We start from the raw sequence: 17,580 nt of genomic DNA, 5'->3' as shown, positions 1-17,580 counted from the left end.
CCCTGGGATGCGGTGCGCTCAGCCCTTGAACGTCACGTCGGTGATCGCCTGCTTGTAGCCGGCCCCGCTGTAGCCGTCTGTCGGGGCGTACGGCACTGCCGTGATCCACAGCAGCACGTACCGCGTCTTGGCCGACTTCGACGCCTTCACCGTAAGGGACTTCTCGCTCGTGGTGGCGGTTCCGATCTCCGTCATTCCGTCGATCCCTGTGGAGGGGGACAGGGAGTCGGTGGCGTAGAGCTTCACGGTCGTGTTGTTGCCGTCGTACCGGAGCCCTATCGACGCGGTCGAGATCTTCTGCGCCGAGCCGAGGTCGTAGACGATGCCCACGCCGGGCTTGTACGGGGCGAGCGTCGGGCCCTCGTTGTAGCGCTTGGTGCGCCAGTACGTGGAGCTGTTCCCGTCGTAGGTCAGCTGCACGTCGTTCGGAGCTTGTGCGTCACCACTGGCGACGTACTCCTGCGCACCGGCGATGCTGAGCGTCTTGACCGGCTTGGTCTTGTCGCCGTTCTTGTCGTTGTCGTCCGTCGTCTGGGTCTGGTTGGTGTCGTCGGACTTGTTGCTCTGTTCCATCAGGGCGTCGGCGAGCTGCCAACTGCCGAGGCCCAGCGCGGCGATGAGCAGCGCCGACACGGCCCACTTGAGCACCTTGCCGGTACGGCTCTGCAGCGGCGGCGGAGGGGGCGGCAGCGGCTGCGTGACGCCGGGGTGCGGCGCCGGGCGGCCGTACGTGCCCTGCTGGTACGTCGTGCGCTGGTACTCCGGCGGGGCGGTGAAGGCCGGCTCCGGCGGGCGGATGCGGGGCATCTCGCCGATCGCCTTCACCAGCTCCTCCGGCGTGGTGCACGCGGATTCGTGGCGGGAGGCGGTCGCTCCGTCGTTGACGAGCGCGCGCATCGACAGCTCGGACAGGCCGCGGTGGACGCCCGCGCGTACCTGGTCGGGTGCGATGAGCCCGATGTCCTTGGGCAGCCCGGACAGACCGTAGGCGTCGTTCTCGTACGGCCAGCGCTGGGTCAGGCCCGCGTACAGCAGGGCGCCGATGGCCTCGGTGTCCGTGCGCTGCGGAGTATCGGAGGTGATGCCGCGCAGCGCGGCGTTCACGGCGAGGCCGCGGATGCGCCACTGGCCGCTGGAGGTCCGCAGGACCGCGTTCGGGTTCAGGCGCAGATGCGCGAGCCCTTCGCGGTGGGCGGCGGCCATGGCGGAGGCGACCTGACTGACCATCTGGTAGGCGTCGTGCGGCTCCAGCGGCCCGGGGGCCAGGAGGGCGGTCAGCTCGGTGGCGTCGGGCAGCCACTCGTGGACGACGTAGACGAGGTCGTTCTCCTCGACGGCGTCCAGGACCTGGACGAAACGCGGGTCACCGAGCAGCGCGGACGAACGGGCCGCGGCCAGCACGGAGCGGGCTCGCGCGTGGTCCGCGGGCAGGATGTGCACACCGACGGCGCGACGGAGCTTCTCGTCGACCGCACGCCAGCTGCTGAACCCGTCCAGCCGGGTGACGCACTCCTCGAGCCGGTAGCGTCTGGCGAGCTTGTGACCGCTATGCAGCTCGGGCGGTGAGGCTTTCCCGGGACCCTCGGTCCCGCCACTCCCCTGTGCCTCGTCGATGTCCGTGTCCCGCTCCCGGTTAGTGGCCACCCCGTCGGCCGTGGCCTGGTCCGCCTGTGCGGTCAGCGACTCGTCGCCGCTGTTGTCTGCCACGTCGACGGCAGCCGTGCTCCGTTCCGCCACCGTCGTCCCTGCCTCCCCATTCGTTGCGCGCCGACCGACATCCGTGCGCGCCGTCCGACGCCGAAACCAATTGTGCCCACAGTCCGCCGCTATGCACGACACACGGTGGCGGACGATGGTTGTGCGCGTACCCCCTTATCAGCGCCCCAGCCGTCCGCGCACCATGCCGACCAGGGAGTTCAGCTCCTCGATACGCATCTTCCGTGCGGCCATGAAGAAGATCCCGAGCAGGACCGCTCCGCCGACGACCAGAGAGGCGAACGAGCCGATGACGCCCTGACCGAGGACGTGCGCGATGCCGTAGCAGGCGGCGCCGCTGAGGATCGCGGCCGGTACGGAGGCGATGCAGAGCCGGGCGTACGTCCGCATGACCCGGGCGCCGTCCAGGTCGCCGCCGAGCTTCTTGCGCAGGCGGCTCCAGGCGACACCGACGCCGATGGCGTAGGCCAAGCCGTATGAGGCTGCCATGCCGGCCACCGCCCAGCGGGCAGGCAGCACGATGTAGCAGACGGCGGACGCGGCGGCGTTGACGGCAGCCACGATCACCGTGTTGTAGAAGGGGGTGCGGGTGTCTTCGTACGCGTAGAACGCGCGCAGGACGACGTACTGCACGGAGTACGGGATCAGGCCGAGGCCGAAGGCCATCAGCATGTAGCCCATGTTGGTGGCCTGGTCGGTCCCGGAGGACCCGAAGATCAGGGTGCACATGGGGATGCCGAGGGCCACGAAACCGAAGGCGAGCGGGACGATCGCCACCGCCGTCGTGCGCAGGCCCTGGGAGATGTCGTCGCGCACCGCGCCCGCGTCGTCCTCGGCGGCTGAGCGGGAGATGCGGGGCAGCAGGGCGGCCATCAGCGAGACGGTGATGATGGCCTGCGGCAGACCCCAGATGAGCTGGGCGTTGGCGTAGGCGCTGAAGCCGGTGCCGGGCACGCGGGAGTCCGTGATCGCCGCCGTGGCCAGCTGGGTGACGACGAGGGCGCCGGCCTGGTTGGCGAGGACGAAGAAGATCGTCCACTTGGCGAGCATCGCGGCCTTGCCGAGGCCGTGGCCCTTCCAGTCGAAGCGGAGACGCACCTTGAAGCCGGTCTCGCGCAGGTACGGGATCATCGCCAGCGCCTGGACGACGAGGCCGAGCAGGACGCCGACACCGAGCAGCCGGACACCCTCGGGCGGGATGTTCTCGACGGTCATGCCCGAGTGCTTGGCCGTGCCGTACACCCACAGGAACGTGCCGAGCGTCACGATGATGACGATGTTGTTCAGGACCGGCGTCCACATCATGGCGCCGAACCGGCCGCGGGCGTTGAGGATCTGGCCCATCACGACGTGGATGCCCATGAAGAAGATGGAGGGCAGGAAGTACCGCGTGAAGGTGACGGCGGTGTCGTTGGCCGCCGCGTTGTTGGCCAGTGGGTTCGACAACATCCGGACCAGCAGCGGCGCGGCGAACATGACGAGCACGGTGAGCGCGCCCAGGATCACCATGACGAGCGTCAACAGGCGGTTGGCGTACGCCTCGCCCCCGTCCTCGTCGTCCTTCATGGAACGCACCAGCTGAGGGACGAACACGGAGTTGAGACCGCCGCCGACGGTGAGGATGTAGATCATCGTCGGCAGCTGGTACGCCACCTGGAAGGACTCGCCCAGGAGCCCCAGGCCGAGAGCCGAGACGATCATGGCCGACCGCACGAACCCCGTCAGCCGCGACACCATCGTGCCCGCCGCCATCACCGCGCTGGACGCCAGTAGCCCCCCGGCCTTCCCGCCCTTCTCCGCGGCAGCGGCCGGAGCCGGCGACGCCGGAGGTGCTGCGGGCGCCGTGCCCAGGTTCATGGTCCTGTCCGCGGACGGCGGCATCGGGGGCTCGGCGCCCGGTACCGGGGCCGGAGACGGAGCCGGTACCGACGGGGGCTGGTACGGCTGCTGGCCGCCGCCCTGCTGCTGGTCCCGGAAGAGGTGGGCGAACGCGTCCGGCTCGTGGCGCTCCTCGGCGGAGTGCGTGACGAGGTCGTCGACGCCCACGTACTGCGTGGTGCGCGGGTCGTCGCCGTACGGCAGGTACTGGGTCGCGCCGTCCGGTTCGGGCGCCGGGGTCTGAGCCCATACGTGCGGGTCGGGGGCGTACGGGGACTGCGGCGGCTGGGCGTACAGCGGCTGCTGCGGCTGGTACGTGCCCGGCGGCGGCGGAGGGTGCGCGGCGCGGTCGTAGAGCGCCTCGGCGACCGGGTCCTGGGCGGAGATGTCCTGGGCCCGGTAGGGGTCCTGGGCGTAGGCGTCCTGGAGGTACATGTCCGCGGGTGGCTGCGGCGGTACCTGGCCGTGCTCGGGCGGCGGGCCCTCGGGGTGGCCCGAGCTGCCCGCGGCCTGGCCGCGGTCACCGTCGTACGGCGCGTTCATGGTTACCCCACCTCATCGTCCCGGGCCCACCGGCCACGACATCCTCAACGGTCCACTCTCTCACCCGTGCCGGAAGGGTCGGTGCTTTCCGCTGCGGTGTCCGGTGTCAGGTCACTCGGCTGCTCCGGGTCGTCTGCCCCGGGCCGGGTGCCGGACTCCTCCGTGAGACGGTCTTCGGGCCCCTCGGGGTTCTCCGGGCCGTCCGCCGACTCCCCGGCCTCGTCGGGACCGTCCGGGCCGCCCTCTTCGGCCTCCCGCTGGGCGGCGCGCTTGCGCTGCTTGTACATCCGGAAACCGGCGAGGACGAGAAGGAGGAATCCGCCGCCGATGACCAGCATCACGGTGGCCGTGAACTCGGTGACCTTCACGTCGAACTGGACGGGATCGCCGTACGCCTGGCCGTCCTCGGTGAACAGCTGGGCGACCACCTTCGCCTGGCCGTTGGCCTGTGCCGAAGTGGTGAACTTCACCGTCTGGCTGTGGCCCCCGTTGACCGTGACCTGCTGTTCCTCGTAGTCGCCGTCGCCGATCTTCAGACGGGTCGGGCTCGTGGAGGTGAGGCGCAGGACGAGGTGGTCGACGCCCTGCACCAGGTTGTTCTGCACGGTCACGGGGATCGTGGCGCTGCGCCCGGAGAGCTTGGTCTCCGACTTGTCGATCAGCTTGACCTGGCTGGTCAGGCTGTCGAGGTAGTTCCGCACGCCGTCGCGGTAGCTCTGCGCCTCGGCGGGGCGGCCACGCCACGACGTCGACATCTCGCGGTTCATGGCCCGCCCGAAGGGGGTCACCACGCGGGACTGCTTGGTGAGGATCACCTTGAACTTGTCGAGCTTGTGCTGCACGGCCGCGATCAGCTCGAAGGCCGGCTTCGACAGCTCCCGCTTGCGCAGCTTGGCGGGGTAGGCAGAGGTCGGCGGCACCTTGGTGGTGGCGCTCGCGTCCGGCTTGGCGGCGGCCGCCGACGTCAGGGTCTGGGTCTGCGTCCAGTTCCCGCCCTGGAGGGCGGCCACTGCCGCGGCCATCGCCTGCGCCTGGCTCGCCGTCGGCATGCGTTGCGGGGCGACGACGATGCTGCGCTGCTTGTCCACCTGCTGGTTCAGCGCCAGGCTTGAGGCGAGGAACTTCTGCACGGCGAGGGTGGACGCGGAGGCCGAGGTCAGGTCGCCCTCGAACGCGGTCGACAGCCGGGCGTCCGAGACCACCGCGGTGGTGCCGCCGCCGATGGGGCGGGCCGCGGAGGGCGTGTACGGCAGCCCGGCGGTCTCCTGGAGGCTGTCGTTGCGCGCGATCACCTTGTCGGCGCCCGCGGAGGTGGCGACCTTGATGATGGACGGGTCGACGGCGCCGTTCACGGGCCAGGCGAAGTCGGTGTTCGGCGTGACGTGGAGCACCGTCTCCACCGTGGTGGTGGCAGCGTCGGTGGCTTCCTTGAGGTGGCTCAGCGAGCCGTTGACGGTCGTGCCGTTGTGGGCGAGGGACGCGAGGTCAGGGTCGGCGAACGGAAGGGCGACGACCTCCTTGTCGGTCACCGCGTCCTGAAGTTCGGCCAGCCACTGATTGGCGACCGCCTGGTGCGTGCCCGCCACCGTGCCGGTGCCCGACTCGATGCGATAGGCGCCTGTCATCGCGTCGACGGAGGCGAGCAGGTCCGGGTCGATCACCCAGGTGACGTCCAGGGTCTTGCCCAGCGACAGCATCTGCTCCAGCCGGCCGCCCGGCGAGATCTCCTTGGCCAGGTCGTCGTTGAGGAAGACCGGCGTCTGCTCCGCGTTGGACCCCGTCTCGGCGGTCATGTGGGCGGTGGAGATCAGCGGCCACAGGACCGTCGTCTTCGTCTTGGTGTCGGCGTCTTCGGGCTGCCAGGGCAGATACGTCCGCTGGATGCCGAGGACCTGCTGCCACTGCTGCGCGGAGGTCTGACCGGTCAGGGAGACACCGAGCTGGTAGACGCCGTCCGAGCCGAGATCCAGCTCGTCGACCGGGACGGCGATGCTGAAGCTCTGGGCGACACCGGGTGCCAGCTTGGCGAACTTCTCGACGTACTTGCCGCCGACGATCGTCCCGTCGAGGCCCGGCTGGAACTCGCCGCGCTGCGCGACGCTGTCGACGTCCGAGCGGGTGCTGAGCTCGGGGCCGACGCGCAGATCCACCTGGGCGTCCGTGACCGTCTGCTTGCTGTCGTTGGTCACGGTGCCGGACACCGTCACCGTGTCGCCGTCCGTGGGGACGCTGGGCGTGAGCGTGTTGATGTCCACGGACACGGTGCTGGAGCCTGACGCGGCGCTCGCGGGCGCGGCGGCAGGCAGCTGGAGCAGTCCGGCCAGCAGAGGCGCGCCGGCGAGCAGTGCTCCCGTGCGCCGGAGCCACCGGCGGGCAGGTGAGGGACTCATCCCCTGGAAGTCTGCCGCCTCGGCCACGCGCTCGCCCGTCCCTCGTCGTCAGTGGTCGTCAGTGGTCGTCGCAATGTGCGTCCACGCATGGTAACGATGCGCGCTGAGGGGAAGTGCCGCGGTCTGCTCCACAAGATCGGGAAACCGGGCCGGGCCGTCCTGTATGTGTGCGTATAAAGGGGAGCGAATCCGTACGTCCGACAGGCGCTTCTTCTGCGGTGGCCTGCGCACGGGGCTGTGCAGATTTGATGGAGGTGTCCGTCGGAGGCGCTCGCGATTAATCGGGGCGCTCCGGGTCGCCGGGGCCACGTACCCTTTTCTGTTGTGCCGAACGCCAACGAAGACAAGCCCAGCGCCCTGAGTCAGGTGCAGCACCGCGCGGTCAGTGAACTGCTGCGGGTCGCCCCTGTCGCCGACGACCTTGCCCGCCGTTTCCAGGAGGCCGGGTTCTCTCTCGCCCTGGTCGGCGGCTCGGTCCGGGACGCGCTGCTCGGCCGGCTCGGCAACGACCTGGACTTCACGACCGACGCCCGCCCTCAGGACGTGCTGAAGATCGTGCGCCCGTGGGCGGACGCCTTGTGGGAGGTCGGGATCGCCTTCGGCACGGTGGGTGCGCAGAAGGACGGCTACCAGATCGAGGTGACGACCTACCGGTCGGAGGCGTACGACCGGACCTCGCGCAAGCCGGAGGTGTCGTACGGCGACTCGATCGAGGAGGACCTCGTCCGCCGTGACTTCACGGTGAACGCGATGGCCGTGGCTCTGCCGGAGAAGGAGTTCATCGACCCGCACGGCGGTCTGGAGGACCTGGCGGCCCGAGTACTGCGCACGCCGGGCACGCCGGAGGCGTCCTTCTCCGACGATCCTCTGCGGATGATGCGAGCGGCGCGCTTCGCTGCCCAGCTCGACTTCGAGGTGGCCCCCGAGGTGGTGGCGGCCATGAAGGAGATGTCCGAGCGCATCGACATCGTCTCGGCCGAGCGGGTCCGGGACGAGCTGAACAAGCTGATCCTGTCCGCGCACCCGCGCAAGGGCCTGACCCTGCTGGTCGACACGGGCCTCGCGGACCACGTGCTGCCCGAGCTGCCGGCCTTGCGCCTGGAGCGCGACGAGCACCACCGCCACAAGGACGTCTACGACCACACGCTGATCGTCCTGGAGCAGGCGATGGCACTGGAGGAGAACGGCCCCGACCTGGTCCTCCGCCTCTCCGCCCTCCTCCACGACATCGGCAAGCCGCGCACGCGACGCTTCGAGAAGGACGGCCGGGTCTCGTTCCACCACCACGAGGTGGTCGGCGCGAAGATGACCAAGAAGCGCATGACGGCGTTGAAGTACTCCAACGACCTGGTGAAGGACGTCTCCCGCCTGGTCGAACTCCACCTGCGCTTCCATGGCTACGGCACGGGCGAGTGGACGGACTCCGCGGTCCGCCGCTACGTCCGCGACGCGGGCCCGCTCCTCGACCGCCTCCACAAGCTGACCCGCTCCGACTGCACGACCCGCAACAAGCGCAAGGCGACGGCACTCTCGCGTGCCTACGACGGCCTGGAGGAGCGCATCGCTCAACTCCAGGAGCAGGAAGAACTGGACGCCATCCGCCCGGACCTGGACGGCAACCAGATCATGAAGATCCTCGACGTCGGCCCCGGCCCGGCGGTCGGCCGTGCGTACAAGCACCTGCTGGAACTGCGCCTGGAGAACGGACCGATGGGCGAGGAGGCTGCGGCTGCGGCGCTCAAGGAGTGGTGGGCCGAGCAAAGCTGAGGCAGTGAAACGGGGTCATGTTTCACGTGAAACATGACCTCGGAAAGCCCCGAGGGGCGACGTTTCACGTGAAACGTCGCCCCTCGGGTGCGTGCGGTTCCGCCGGACCTACTACTTGTCCTTCAGGCAGAGCAGGAAGTCCTTGCCGTCACCGGACTGGGTGTAGACGTACTGGAAGTCCTTGGCCTCGGCCGTGCACTTGGTGTTGGCGAGTTCCTCGCTGTACGTGCCTTCGATCTTCGCCAGCACCGTGTACTGGGCCTTCGAGGAGTTGCAGTCGACGACCTCAAGGTCAGGGTTGTTGTCGTCAGTGCTGCCGCGGTGCATGCAGTCGCCGACCGCAGCGGTGTTGGCGTCGTCACGGCTGGAGTACCAGCCACCGATGGCGATGCCGAGTGCGGCCACGACGATGACTATGTTCTTGATCGTCTTGAAGCTCAGCTTGCGCTTCGGCTGCGCCGGCGGGACCGGGGCGTAGGGGACTCCGCCCTGCTGCTGCGGGAAGCCCGGCTGCTGACCCTGGGCGAAGGGGTTGCCGCCCTGCGGCGGGTACGGGGCCTGGGCCTGGGGCTGGCCGTAGGGCTGCTGGCCCTGGGCGTACGGGTTCGGGCCCTGGGGCGGCGGAGTAGACACTTGGGGGTCCCCCTAGAACATGGGTGAGTGATGCGCAAAGAGGCGCGAGTAAGACGCACGTAAGTTACCGGCCCCCACTGACACCCCTGTACTCCAGGGGGGCTCTGTGTCATTGATGTGACACTTACTGGAGCTCAAAGCGGGCCATAAACACAGCAACTGCCCCGTAGATAACGGCCACTGTGACCACCAACACCACAGAGCGCCCGTCCGGCGGCAGCATCAGGGCGGCGACAGCGGCTGCGCCGACGAAGGCGATGTTGAACAGGACGTCGTAGACGGAGAAGATCCGGCCCCGGAAAGCGTCGTCGACCGACGACTGGACGAGGGTGTCCGTCGCGATCTTCGCGCCCTGGGTGATCAGCCCCAGGACGAACGACGCCACGAGCATCGGCGCGACGGCGAAGGGGAGACCCAGGGCGGGTTCCAGGACTGCTGCGGCTGCTGCGCAGACGGCGATCCAGCGGCCCGGGCCGAGACGCCCCGCCGCCCACGGTGTCACCACGGCGGCCACGAAGAAGCCCGCGCCCGAGATGCCCAACGCCAGTCCGAGGAGGGCGAGTCCGTCATCCGTCGACGAGGAGAACTCGTAGCGGCACAGCATCAGCAGCATCACCAGCAGGGCGCCGTAGCAGAAGCGCATCAGCGTCATCGCGGCGAGTGCCCAGGTGGCTTCCCGGCGGGGTTTTCCGGTGAGGTGGCGCACGCCCGCGGTCAGGTCGCGGGCGGTGTCGGCGAGGGCCGCGGTGAGGCCGGGGCGTACCAACGCGCTGTCGGGGCCGAGTTGTTCCATCGAGATGCGCAGCGCTGCCAGTGCCGCGCACAGGTACAGGGCCGCCCCGAGGAGCACGACGGCCGCGTCGGTGTCGGCCACGACCAGGCGTACGACGAAGGCGAGACCGCCGCCCGCGGTCGCCGCGAGCGTGCCCGCGGTCGGGGAGAGGGAGTTGGCGATGACGAGTCGCTCCGCGTCGACCACGCGGGGCAGCGCGGCGGACAGGCCCGACAGGACGAAGCGGTTGACGGCGGTGACGCACAGGGCGGAGACGTAGAAGAGCCAGTCCGGGGCGTGGGTGACCATGAGGAGGGCCGTCGCTGAGGCCATCGCCGCGCGCACCAGGTTGCCGTAGAGGAAGACCTGGCGGCGGCGCCAGCGGTCCAGGAGGACGCCGGCGAAGGGGCCCACCAGGGAGTAGGGGAGCAGCAGGACGGCCATGGCGGAGGCGATGGCGGCGGCCGAGGTCTGTTTCTCCGGGGAGAAGACGACGTACGCGGCGAGCGCGACCTGGAAGACGCCGTCGGCGCCCTGGGAGAGCAGGCGTACGGCGAGAAGGCGTCTGAAGCCCTGGAAGCGGAGCAGGACGCGCAGGTCACGTACGACGGCCATGGGGCACAGCCTCACACAAGGGAAGGGTCCCCGGGCGGTTCAACCCGGGGACCCTCGACACAGCCCTGGCAGGAGCGTTTTTGAGCGGGGGTGAGCTTTAGCGCTCGACCTCGCCCTTGATGAACTTCTCGACGTTGGCGAAGGCCTCGTCGTCGAAGTACTGGACCGGCGGGGACTTCATGAAGTACGAGGACGCCGACAGGATCGGGCCGCCGATGCCGCGGTCCTTGGCGATCTTCGCGGCACGCAGGGCGTCGATGATGACACCCGCGGAGTTCGGGGAGTCCCAGACCTCGAGCTTGTACTCCAGGTTCAGCGGGACGTCGCCGAAGGCACGGCCCTCGAGGCGGACGTAGGCCCACTTGCGGTCGTCGAGCCAGGCCACGTAGTCCGAGGGACCGATGTGGACGTTCTTCTCGCCCAGGTCGCGGTCGGGGATCTGCGAGGTGACGGCCTGCGTCTTCGAGATCTTCTTGGACTCGAGGCGGTCGCGCTCCAGCATGTTCTTGAAGTCCATGTTGCCGCCGACGTTGAGCTGCATCGTGCGCTCAAGGCGGACACCGCGGTCCTCGAACAGCTTCGCCATCACACGGTGCGTGATGGTGGCGCCGACCTGCGACTTGATGTCGTCACCGACGATCGGGACACCGGCCTCGGTGAACTTGTCGGCCCACTCCTTGGTGCCGGCGATGAAGACCGGGAGGGCGTTGACGAAGGCGACCTTGGCGTCGATGGCGCACTGGGCGTAGAACTTCGCCGCGTCCTCGGAGCCGACGGGCAGGTAGCAGACGAGAACGTCGACCTGCTTGTCCTTGAGGACCTGGACGACGTCGACCGGCTCCTCGGCGGACTCCTCGATGGTCATGCGGTAGTACTTGCCGAGACCGTCGAGCGTGTGACCGCGCTGGACCGTGACGCCCTTGTTCGGGACGTCGCAGATCTTGATGGTGTTGTTCTCGCTGGCACCGATGGCGTCCGAGAGGTCGAGGCCGACCTTCTTCGCGTCGACATCGAAGGCGGCGACGAACTCGACGTCACCGACGTGGTAGTCGCCGAACTGGACGTGCATCAGTCCAGGCACCTTGGTCGCCGGGTCGGCGTCCTTGTAGTACTCGACTCCCTGCACCAGCGACGCGGCGCAGTTGCCCACGCCGACGATGGCTACGCGAACCGAACCCATTCCGGTTGCTCCCTGTGTGTACGAGTGAGGCCCTGACTGGGCGCTCACGTGGCGGTGTCGTCGGGCAGATCGGTCCGGGGGGTGTCCCCGGGCCGTGGCAGGTTGCCCGTCGCTCCAGATGTGTTGTTCTGCTGAGAGGACTGAGCGGGCCCCCCGGTGGAACCACGAAGGTCCCGTCCGGCCCGCTCGCTCTCGATGAGCTCGTTCAGCCAGCGCACTTCGCGCTCCACGGACTCCATTCCGTGGCGCTGGAGCTCAAGCGTGTAGTCGTCGAGGCGCTCCCGGGTGCGCGCGAACGAGACGCGCATCTTGTCCAGGCGCTCCTCCAGCCGGCTGCGGCGGCCTTCCAGCACCCGCACGCGCACATCGCGCGACGTCTGCCCGAAGAAGGCGAAACGCGCGGCGAAGTGCTCGTCCTCGTACGCGTCGGGGCCGGTCTGGGAGAGCAGTTCCTCGAAGTGCTCCTTACCTTCCGCCGTCAACCGATAGACGATCTTGGCGCGACGCCCCGCGAGTGATGCGGCGAGGGCGTCCTCAGGAGCGTTCCCCGGCTCCTCGATCAACCAGCCGTTGGCGACCAGCGTCTTGAGGCAGGGGTAGAGCGTGCCGTAGCTGAACGCACGGAACACACCCAGTGAGGTATTGAGTCGTTTGCGCAGCTCGTAGCCGTGCATCGGGGACTCGCGCAGGAGACCGAGTACGGCGAACTCCAGGATCCCGGAACGCCGGCTCATGGTCGCCTCCTCTCGGTCTTCCGCTCGCTTATGCCGCTCTGATGTATCGACTCGATACATCACGACGATAGAACGGCCTTCCGGATGCGACAAGTGCGGGGGTGGTGAACGGGATCACATCACCGATTCGTTGCAGGCAAGTTGCCTGATTTGGGGTGAACTTCGGGGCTAGGCGGGTTTTGACGGTGCGTAGTCTGTGCGGCATGCACACCACCGGGAACCGAGTGACGCGTGGGGGCGTCATCGTCCCCGGTGCAGTACGGGTGAATGCGAAAGCGACCGCATCCGTACTTCGGGGGGACCGGAAACCAGCAGCCGCCGTTTCCAGGCGCGCAAAGGTGCGCCTGCCCTAGGAGTAGTCGTTCGATGAGCGAGCACCGTCGCAAACCGCCGCAGCCGCAGGGAGGCGGACGTGCCGCGGCCCGACGCGGCCAGTCCGGCTCGTCCTCCGGCCGCCGTGCGGCACCGCGTGGCGCCACCGGATCTCCTTCCGACGCGTACGGGTCGGGTTCACACGAGTCGGGTGCGGAGGAGCGGCCGTACGGCGGCCGCGCCGAGGCCCGCCGCGCGGCGCAGAGAGGCGGGGGCAGCAGGCGCAGAGCGCCCGAGCCCACGGGGCGCGGTGCGCGCCGCGGCTCCACCGATCCTGGACGCGGCCGAGCCGCCGCCTCCACCAAGAACCGGTTCATCGACTACCCGCGCGCCGGCAAGTACGGCTGGCAGCGCTGGGTGCCTTCCTGGCGCCTCGTCTCCGGGCTCAGCCTCGCCTTCTTCGGCAGTCTGGTCGCCATCGCGGGCCTCGGTTACGCGATGGTGAGCATCCCCAGTGAGAACGCCGCGGCGAAGTCCGAGAACAACGTCTACTACTGGGCCGACGGCAGCCGGATGGTCGCCACCGGCAGCGGCGTGAACCGGCAGAACGTCTCCATCGACAAGATCCCCAAGTCCATGCAGTGGGCCGTGATCTCCGCGGAGAACAAGAGCTTCTACACCGACTCGGGCGTCGACCCCATGGGTATCGCGCGAGCGCTCGCCAACATGGCCCGCGGCGGTGACACCCAGGGTGGTTCCACCATCACCCAGCAGTACGTGAAGAACACCTACCTGAGCCAGGAACAGACCGTCTCCCGGAAGTTCAAGGAGATGTTCATCTCCATCAAGGTGGGGACGAAGCTCAGCAAGGACGACATCCTCCAAGGCTATCTGAACACGTCGTACTACGGCCGTGGCGCCTACGGCATCCAGGCCGCCGCGCAGACCTACTACGGCAAGGACGCCGAGGACCTCACCGATTCCGAGTGCGCTTTCCTCGCCGCGCTGCTCAAGGGCCCGACGTACTACGACCCGATCGACAACACGAGCATCGACCCCTCGGCGAACAAGGCCGCCAACCTCAAGCGCTCCCAGGAACGCTGGGCCTGGATCCTGGAGCAGATGCACAACGACGATCACCTGACGGACGCTCAGTACCAGAAGGCCACCAAGAGGTATCCGACGCCGCAGGGCCTCAAGGCGACCAAGGGCATGACCGGCCAGATCAGCTACCTCGTCGACACGGCCAAGAAGTACGTGCTGTCCCACTCGAACATCTCGCGGGCCGACTTCGACAAGGGCGGCTACCAGATCTACACGACCTTCGAGAAGGAGAAGGTCAACGATCTGGCCAAGGCCGTCAAAAAGGTCGAGGACCAGAACATCGACCCTGACAAGCGCGAGAAGGACAAGCACGTCCAGTTCGGCGCGGCGTCGGTGCGGCCCAAGGACGGTGCGCTCGTCGCGATCTACGGCGGTGCAGGTTACGAGAACGGCCACTTCAACAACAACGCTGACACTTCGGGTGTGCCGGTTGGTTCTACGTGGAAGCCGTTCGTTCTTGCCGCGGCCATGGAGTACGGCACGTACAAGGACCCGGACAACGGCGTCTCGCCGCTGAGCAAGTACAATGGCAACGACCATCTGAAGGTCCAGAGGCCGGACGGCACCTACTACCTGCGCGAGGACAACTCGATCTTCTATCAGGAGAACGAGAGCGACTATCCCTGGGGCTACATCAGCCTGCGCAAGGCGATGGAGCAGTCCGTCAACACCCCGTTCGTGCAGCTCGCCGTGGACGTGGGGTTGGACAACGTCGCGAACGTAGCTGAGAAGTCCGGCATTCTGAAGAGCACCTTTGCAGGTCTCAACCCCTCCTTCGCCCTCGGTACCTCCACCCCCAGCGCCATCCGGATGGCCGACGCCTACGCGACGTTCGCCGCCTCCGGCAAGCACGCAGACCCGTATTCGGTGACCGGCGTCAAGCACAACGGCACGGACGTCCCAGGCTTCAGCAAGCCGAAGGTCACCCTGGCGATTCCGGAGAATGTGGCGAACAACGTCACGGACACCCTCGAGAACGTCATCAAGAACGGTACGGGTAAGAACGCACTGGCCCTGGGCCGTACGGCCGCCGGCAAGACCGGTACCACCGACAGCAACAAGTCGGCCTGGTTCGTGGGCTACACCCAGCAGCTCGCCACGTCGGTCGCGATGTTCCGAGAGGACCCGAAGGAGGGCAAGCTGCTCTCCATGAACGGCACGGCGGGTGTGGAGTCCATCCACGGTGGTGACATCCCGACATCCATCTGGACCGAGTACATGAAGGCTGCTCTGAAGGGCGACAACGACCCCGGTTTCCCGGATGCCGAGAAGATCGGTGAGATCCAGGACGAGGCGGGTGCGCCGTCCCCGACGCCGTCCGTCACCGCGACTCCGAGTGAGACGCCGAGCGTGACGCCGAGCCCGACGCCCAGCGAGACCGAGACCCTTCCCCCGCCGTCGGCCAGCGAGTCCTGCAAGTTCAGCTGGCAGTGCTCGGACACCGGAGGTACGGACAACGGCGGTACGGACGGAGGCGTGACCTCCACACCGACAGCCACGGAGACAGATACCACCAAGGGCAACGGCAATGGAGGTGGCATCTTTGGAGGATCATCAGGGTAAAGCCTTCGCCACCTGAATTAAGTTACATGAGGAGGGGCTGAGACACCGCATTACAGGCGGTGTCTCAGCCCTCCTCATATTTATTGATTCACTTACCCTCATGCCGGGACTTCTTAGTCGGAAGCCCACTCCGTGCAATAGTTCAGCAGTGTGTCACCCTCGAAGCGGGCCACCTGAATTGCTGCGCCAGAGATGGTTCCATATCCGGACACGTAAGACTCAAAGGTCTTGGCGCTGCCCGCTCCGTCATAGTTGGCATGCCAGGGGAAATATGTCTTTCCATCCACATGAGATGTGACCAAACGGACCCGGACATGGTGCCCGTCGGCACTGCTGTCCCGCACTGTCAAGGTGAGGTAAGGGATACCGTTGTCGTTGTAGTCCCAGCCAGTCGTGATGAGAGTCCCGTTTGCTCCGGTGGTTGCGCAATATGCGGTGTGCACATCAACAGCCTGAGATGGAGTGGCCGCAAAACCCAAGAGCAAAAGGGAGCCGGAGGCGGCAAGGGCAAATCTGGTCCTATTTTTCATTGGTCTCCCTGAGAGTGAACGAATGGAGAAACCCCCTCGACTGCGAGGAAGTACAGTAATGGCACGGGGCGCCTTCGTGGTCACTGTGGACCCCACCACCGGAAAGGTCACCAAGCTGCCTTTCCAAGCCTCGCTGGCCTACTTCAGCCCCGGTTGCGGTTCGGACGAACGGGCCGTTTTCACCCAGCTGTCCTACGAGGGCGACACCGAGCAACGGACCCGCCTGATCAGTGCCCGAGAACGTGGCGAACAACGTCACGGACACCCTTGAGAACGTGATTCAGAACGGCACGGGTAAGAACGCGAAGGCCCTCGGTCGTACGGTGGCTGCAAGACCGGTACCACCGACAGCAACAAGTCCGCCTGGTTCGTCGGCTACACCCGGCAGCTGTCGACATCGGTCGCGATGTTCCGAGAAGACCCCCAGACCAACAAGCTGCTCTCCATGAACGGCACGGCGGGTGAGGACTCGATCCACGGTGACACCCCGACGTCGATGTGGACCGAGTACATGAAGGCCGCTCTGAAGGGCGACAACGACCCTGGTTTCCCGGATGCCGAGCGCGACGCCGAGCCCGACGCCCAGCGAGACCGAGACCCTTCCCTCGCCGTCGGCCGGCGAGTCCTGCAAGTTCAGCTGGCAGTGCTCGGACAACGGCGGTACGGACGGAGGCGTGACCTCCACGGCGACGCCGACGGCCACGGAGACGGACACCACCAGAGGCAACGGCAACGGCGGCATCTTCGGAGGACCCGCAGGCTGATGATCCTCGGGGCCCGCCGCTCGGAGGGCCCCGAGGTCACTCAGAACTTCGTGCTGCACTTCAGGGGATACTCGTTGCCCTGGAAACTGATGCACACGCGGTAGTAGTACGAAGCGCCGCCCAGCATGTTCGACCAGTCGTTTCCGGAGTCCGGCACTGCGACGGAAAGCGACTTGAGAAGTGTCCCGGACGAGTTGTACTTCTCTATGTACCCGAAGGCGTTGTAGGTCGGATTACTCGACGTGTTGTGCACGCGGACCCAGGCGGCGTCACAGGTGCTCGACCATCTGAGCTCGGCGATCCGCTCGTTGTTGTTCACGGTCCGTACCGTAGATGTGTACTGGTCGTCGCAGTTCATGGAAACAGGGCCCTTGTTGTCGCACCCCGTGCTGAGGCAACCTGCCGCGTACGACGTTCCGCCCAGTGGAATCAACACGGCGGTCATTGCCGCTCCGGTGACGGCAGCGGCCTTGATCATTGAATTCTTCTTCATGGATCCCTCTTTGGCTATATGGTCTTCGGTCATACGGATTCGTCCAGCAGTCCGATCTCGCTGACGCGCAGGCCCAGTGCGAATCGCCCACGTGCCTCCAGCTCTTCCATCAGCCTGTTCACGCGGCGTTGGACAGTCCTGTGGCCGAGGGTGAGATGCTGAGCAATGGCTTTGTCCGGGAGACCGCTTCGCATAAGCCGAAGGATCTCCATTTCCAGGTCATCGGTGAATAATTTGCGGCCCAATGCGGACCCCCGTTTGCGTGTTCTTTACCGCTCTAGTTTGCTGCAGATTGCCGGCGCGCGCACTTCACTTTATGTGTTGCGACTGAGGGTGAGCAAGATGTTTAAAGCCAGCCTTCTGTGCATAACGGGCGAAAGTTTGGCGTAATTGCGCCATGTCATTCGGTTTTTTCGGGCTGGATCTGGTTATTTTTCCGGCTTCCGGCGGATTTGCATACTTCCTCGTTCGTATTCCTGGCGACTGGGCGTAAATGCGCCAACGGTATCTGTGTTTTCGGCAGTTCCCTCATGGTGTCATGTCGGTGATTTGCCTTTGCTGGGTTCACTCGGTGACCGTCGTTCCG

The 17,580-nt window shown here is 66.9% G+C and carries 11 protein-coding genes and 1 pseudogene; 3 read left to right on the top strand and 9 right to left on the bottom strand.

Annotation, left to right across the window (positions count from 1 at the left end; translation table 11 throughout):
* Positions 1–18: 18 nt before the first annotated feature.
* The 3 genes from CRP56_RS21195 to CRP56_RS21185 form a co-directional block, all read right to left on the bottom strand.
* Positions 19–1,737, bottom strand: coding sequence for a protein kinase family protein (locus CRP56_RS21195; RefSeq protein WP_097266255.1), 1,719 nt, complete (start codon positions 1,735–1,737; stop codon positions 19–21).
* Between the two features lie 138 nt (positions 1,738–1,875).
* Entirely contained in the window at positions 1,876–4,137 is a 2,262-nt protein-coding gene (gene murJ / locus CRP56_RS21190; RefSeq protein ID WP_097266252.1) for a murein biosynthesis integral membrane protein MurJ, read from the bottom strand.
* Positions 4,138–4,181: 44 nt separating this feature from the next.
* Positions 4,182–6,554 carry a DUF6049 family protein gene (locus tag CRP56_RS21185; protein WP_097266250.1) on the bottom strand — a complete coding sequence of 791 codons (2,373 nt, stop codon included), beginning with the start codon at positions 6,552–6,554 and terminating at the stop codon, positions 4,182–4,184.
* A gap of 297 nt (positions 6,555–6,851) precedes the next feature.
* Between CRP56_RS21185 and CRP56_RS21180 the strand changes: the two genes are divergently transcribed.
* Positions 6,852–8,294, top strand: a complete 1,443-nt coding sequence (locus CRP56_RS21180; RefSeq protein WP_097266248.1) for a CCA tRNA nucleotidyltransferase — start codon at positions 6,852–6,854, stop codon at positions 8,292–8,294.
* A 111-nt stretch (positions 8,295–8,405) separates the two neighbouring features.
* Here CRP56_RS21180 and CRP56_RS21175 read toward each other — a convergent pair whose 3' ends face one another.
* The 4 genes from CRP56_RS21175 to CRP56_RS21160 all read right to left on the bottom strand — a co-directional run bounded on the left by CRP56_RS21175 (position 8,406) and on the right by CRP56_RS21160 (position 12,228).
* Positions 8,406–8,927 carry an LppU/SCO3897 family protein gene (locus CRP56_RS21175; protein WP_097266246.1) on the bottom strand — a complete coding sequence of 174 codons (522 nt, stop codon included), beginning with the start codon at positions 8,925–8,927 and terminating at the stop codon, positions 8,406–8,408.
* A 124-nt stretch (positions 8,928–9,051) separates the two neighbouring features.
* Positions 9,052–10,314, bottom strand: coding sequence for an MFS transporter (locus CRP56_RS21170; RefSeq protein WP_097266244.1), 1,263 nt, complete (start codon positions 10,312–10,314; stop codon positions 9,052–9,054).
* Between the two features lie 97 nt (positions 10,315–10,411).
* Entirely contained in the window at positions 10,412–11,494 is a 1,083-nt protein-coding gene (locus CRP56_RS21165) for an inositol-3-phosphate synthase (RefSeq protein ID WP_097266242.1), read from the bottom strand.
* 44 nt (positions 11,495–11,538) lie between these two features.
* Positions 11,539–12,228 carry a PadR family transcriptional regulator gene (locus tag CRP56_RS21160; RefSeq protein WP_097266240.1) on the bottom strand — a complete coding sequence of 230 codons (690 nt, stop codon included), beginning with the start codon at positions 12,226–12,228 and terminating at the stop codon, positions 11,539–11,541.
* Between the two features lie 366 nt (positions 12,229–12,594).
* Between CRP56_RS21160 and CRP56_RS21155 the strand changes: the two genes are divergently transcribed.
* Together CRP56_RS21155 and CRP56_RS21145 are read left to right on the top strand one after the other, a co-directional pair.
* On the top strand, positions 12,595–15,207 hold the full coding sequence (locus CRP56_RS21155; RefSeq protein ID WP_179851080.1) for a transglycosylase domain-containing protein: 2,613 nt from the start codon (positions 12,595–12,597) through the stop codon (positions 15,205–15,207).
* Between the two features lie 757 nt (positions 15,208–15,964).
* Positions 15,965–16,501 (top strand): annotated as a pseudogene (locus CRP56_RS21145) (penicillin-binding transpeptidase domain-containing protein); the annotation flags it as partial.
* A 40-nt stretch (positions 16,502–16,541) separates the two neighbouring features.
* Here CRP56_RS21145 and CRP56_RS21140 read toward each other — a convergent pair.
* A complete protein-coding gene (locus CRP56_RS21140; protein WP_097266236.1) occupies positions 16,542–17,027 on the bottom strand; it encodes a DUF2690 domain-containing protein in 486 nt (161 codons plus the stop codon).
* The gene (locus CRP56_RS21135) at positions 17,024–17,206 is read right to left on the bottom strand and encodes a LuxR C-terminal-related transcriptional regulator (protein ID WP_097266234.1); all 183 of its coding nucleotides are present in this window, start codon (positions 17,204–17,206) and stop codon (positions 17,024–17,026) included. Before CRP56_RS21135 ends, CRP56_RS21140 begins: the two co-directional genes overlap by 4 nt.
* Positions 17,207–17,580: the final 374 nt, after the last annotated feature.

Source organism: Streptomyces sp. TLI_55 (assembly GCF_900206255.1).
Taxonomy (GTDB): Bacteria; Actinomycetota; Actinomycetes; order Streptomycetales; family Streptomycetaceae; genus Streptomyces; species Streptomyces aquilus.
The sequence above is the reverse complement of the archived record's forward strand: the minus strand, read 5'-3'. Positions and strand labels throughout refer to the sequence as shown.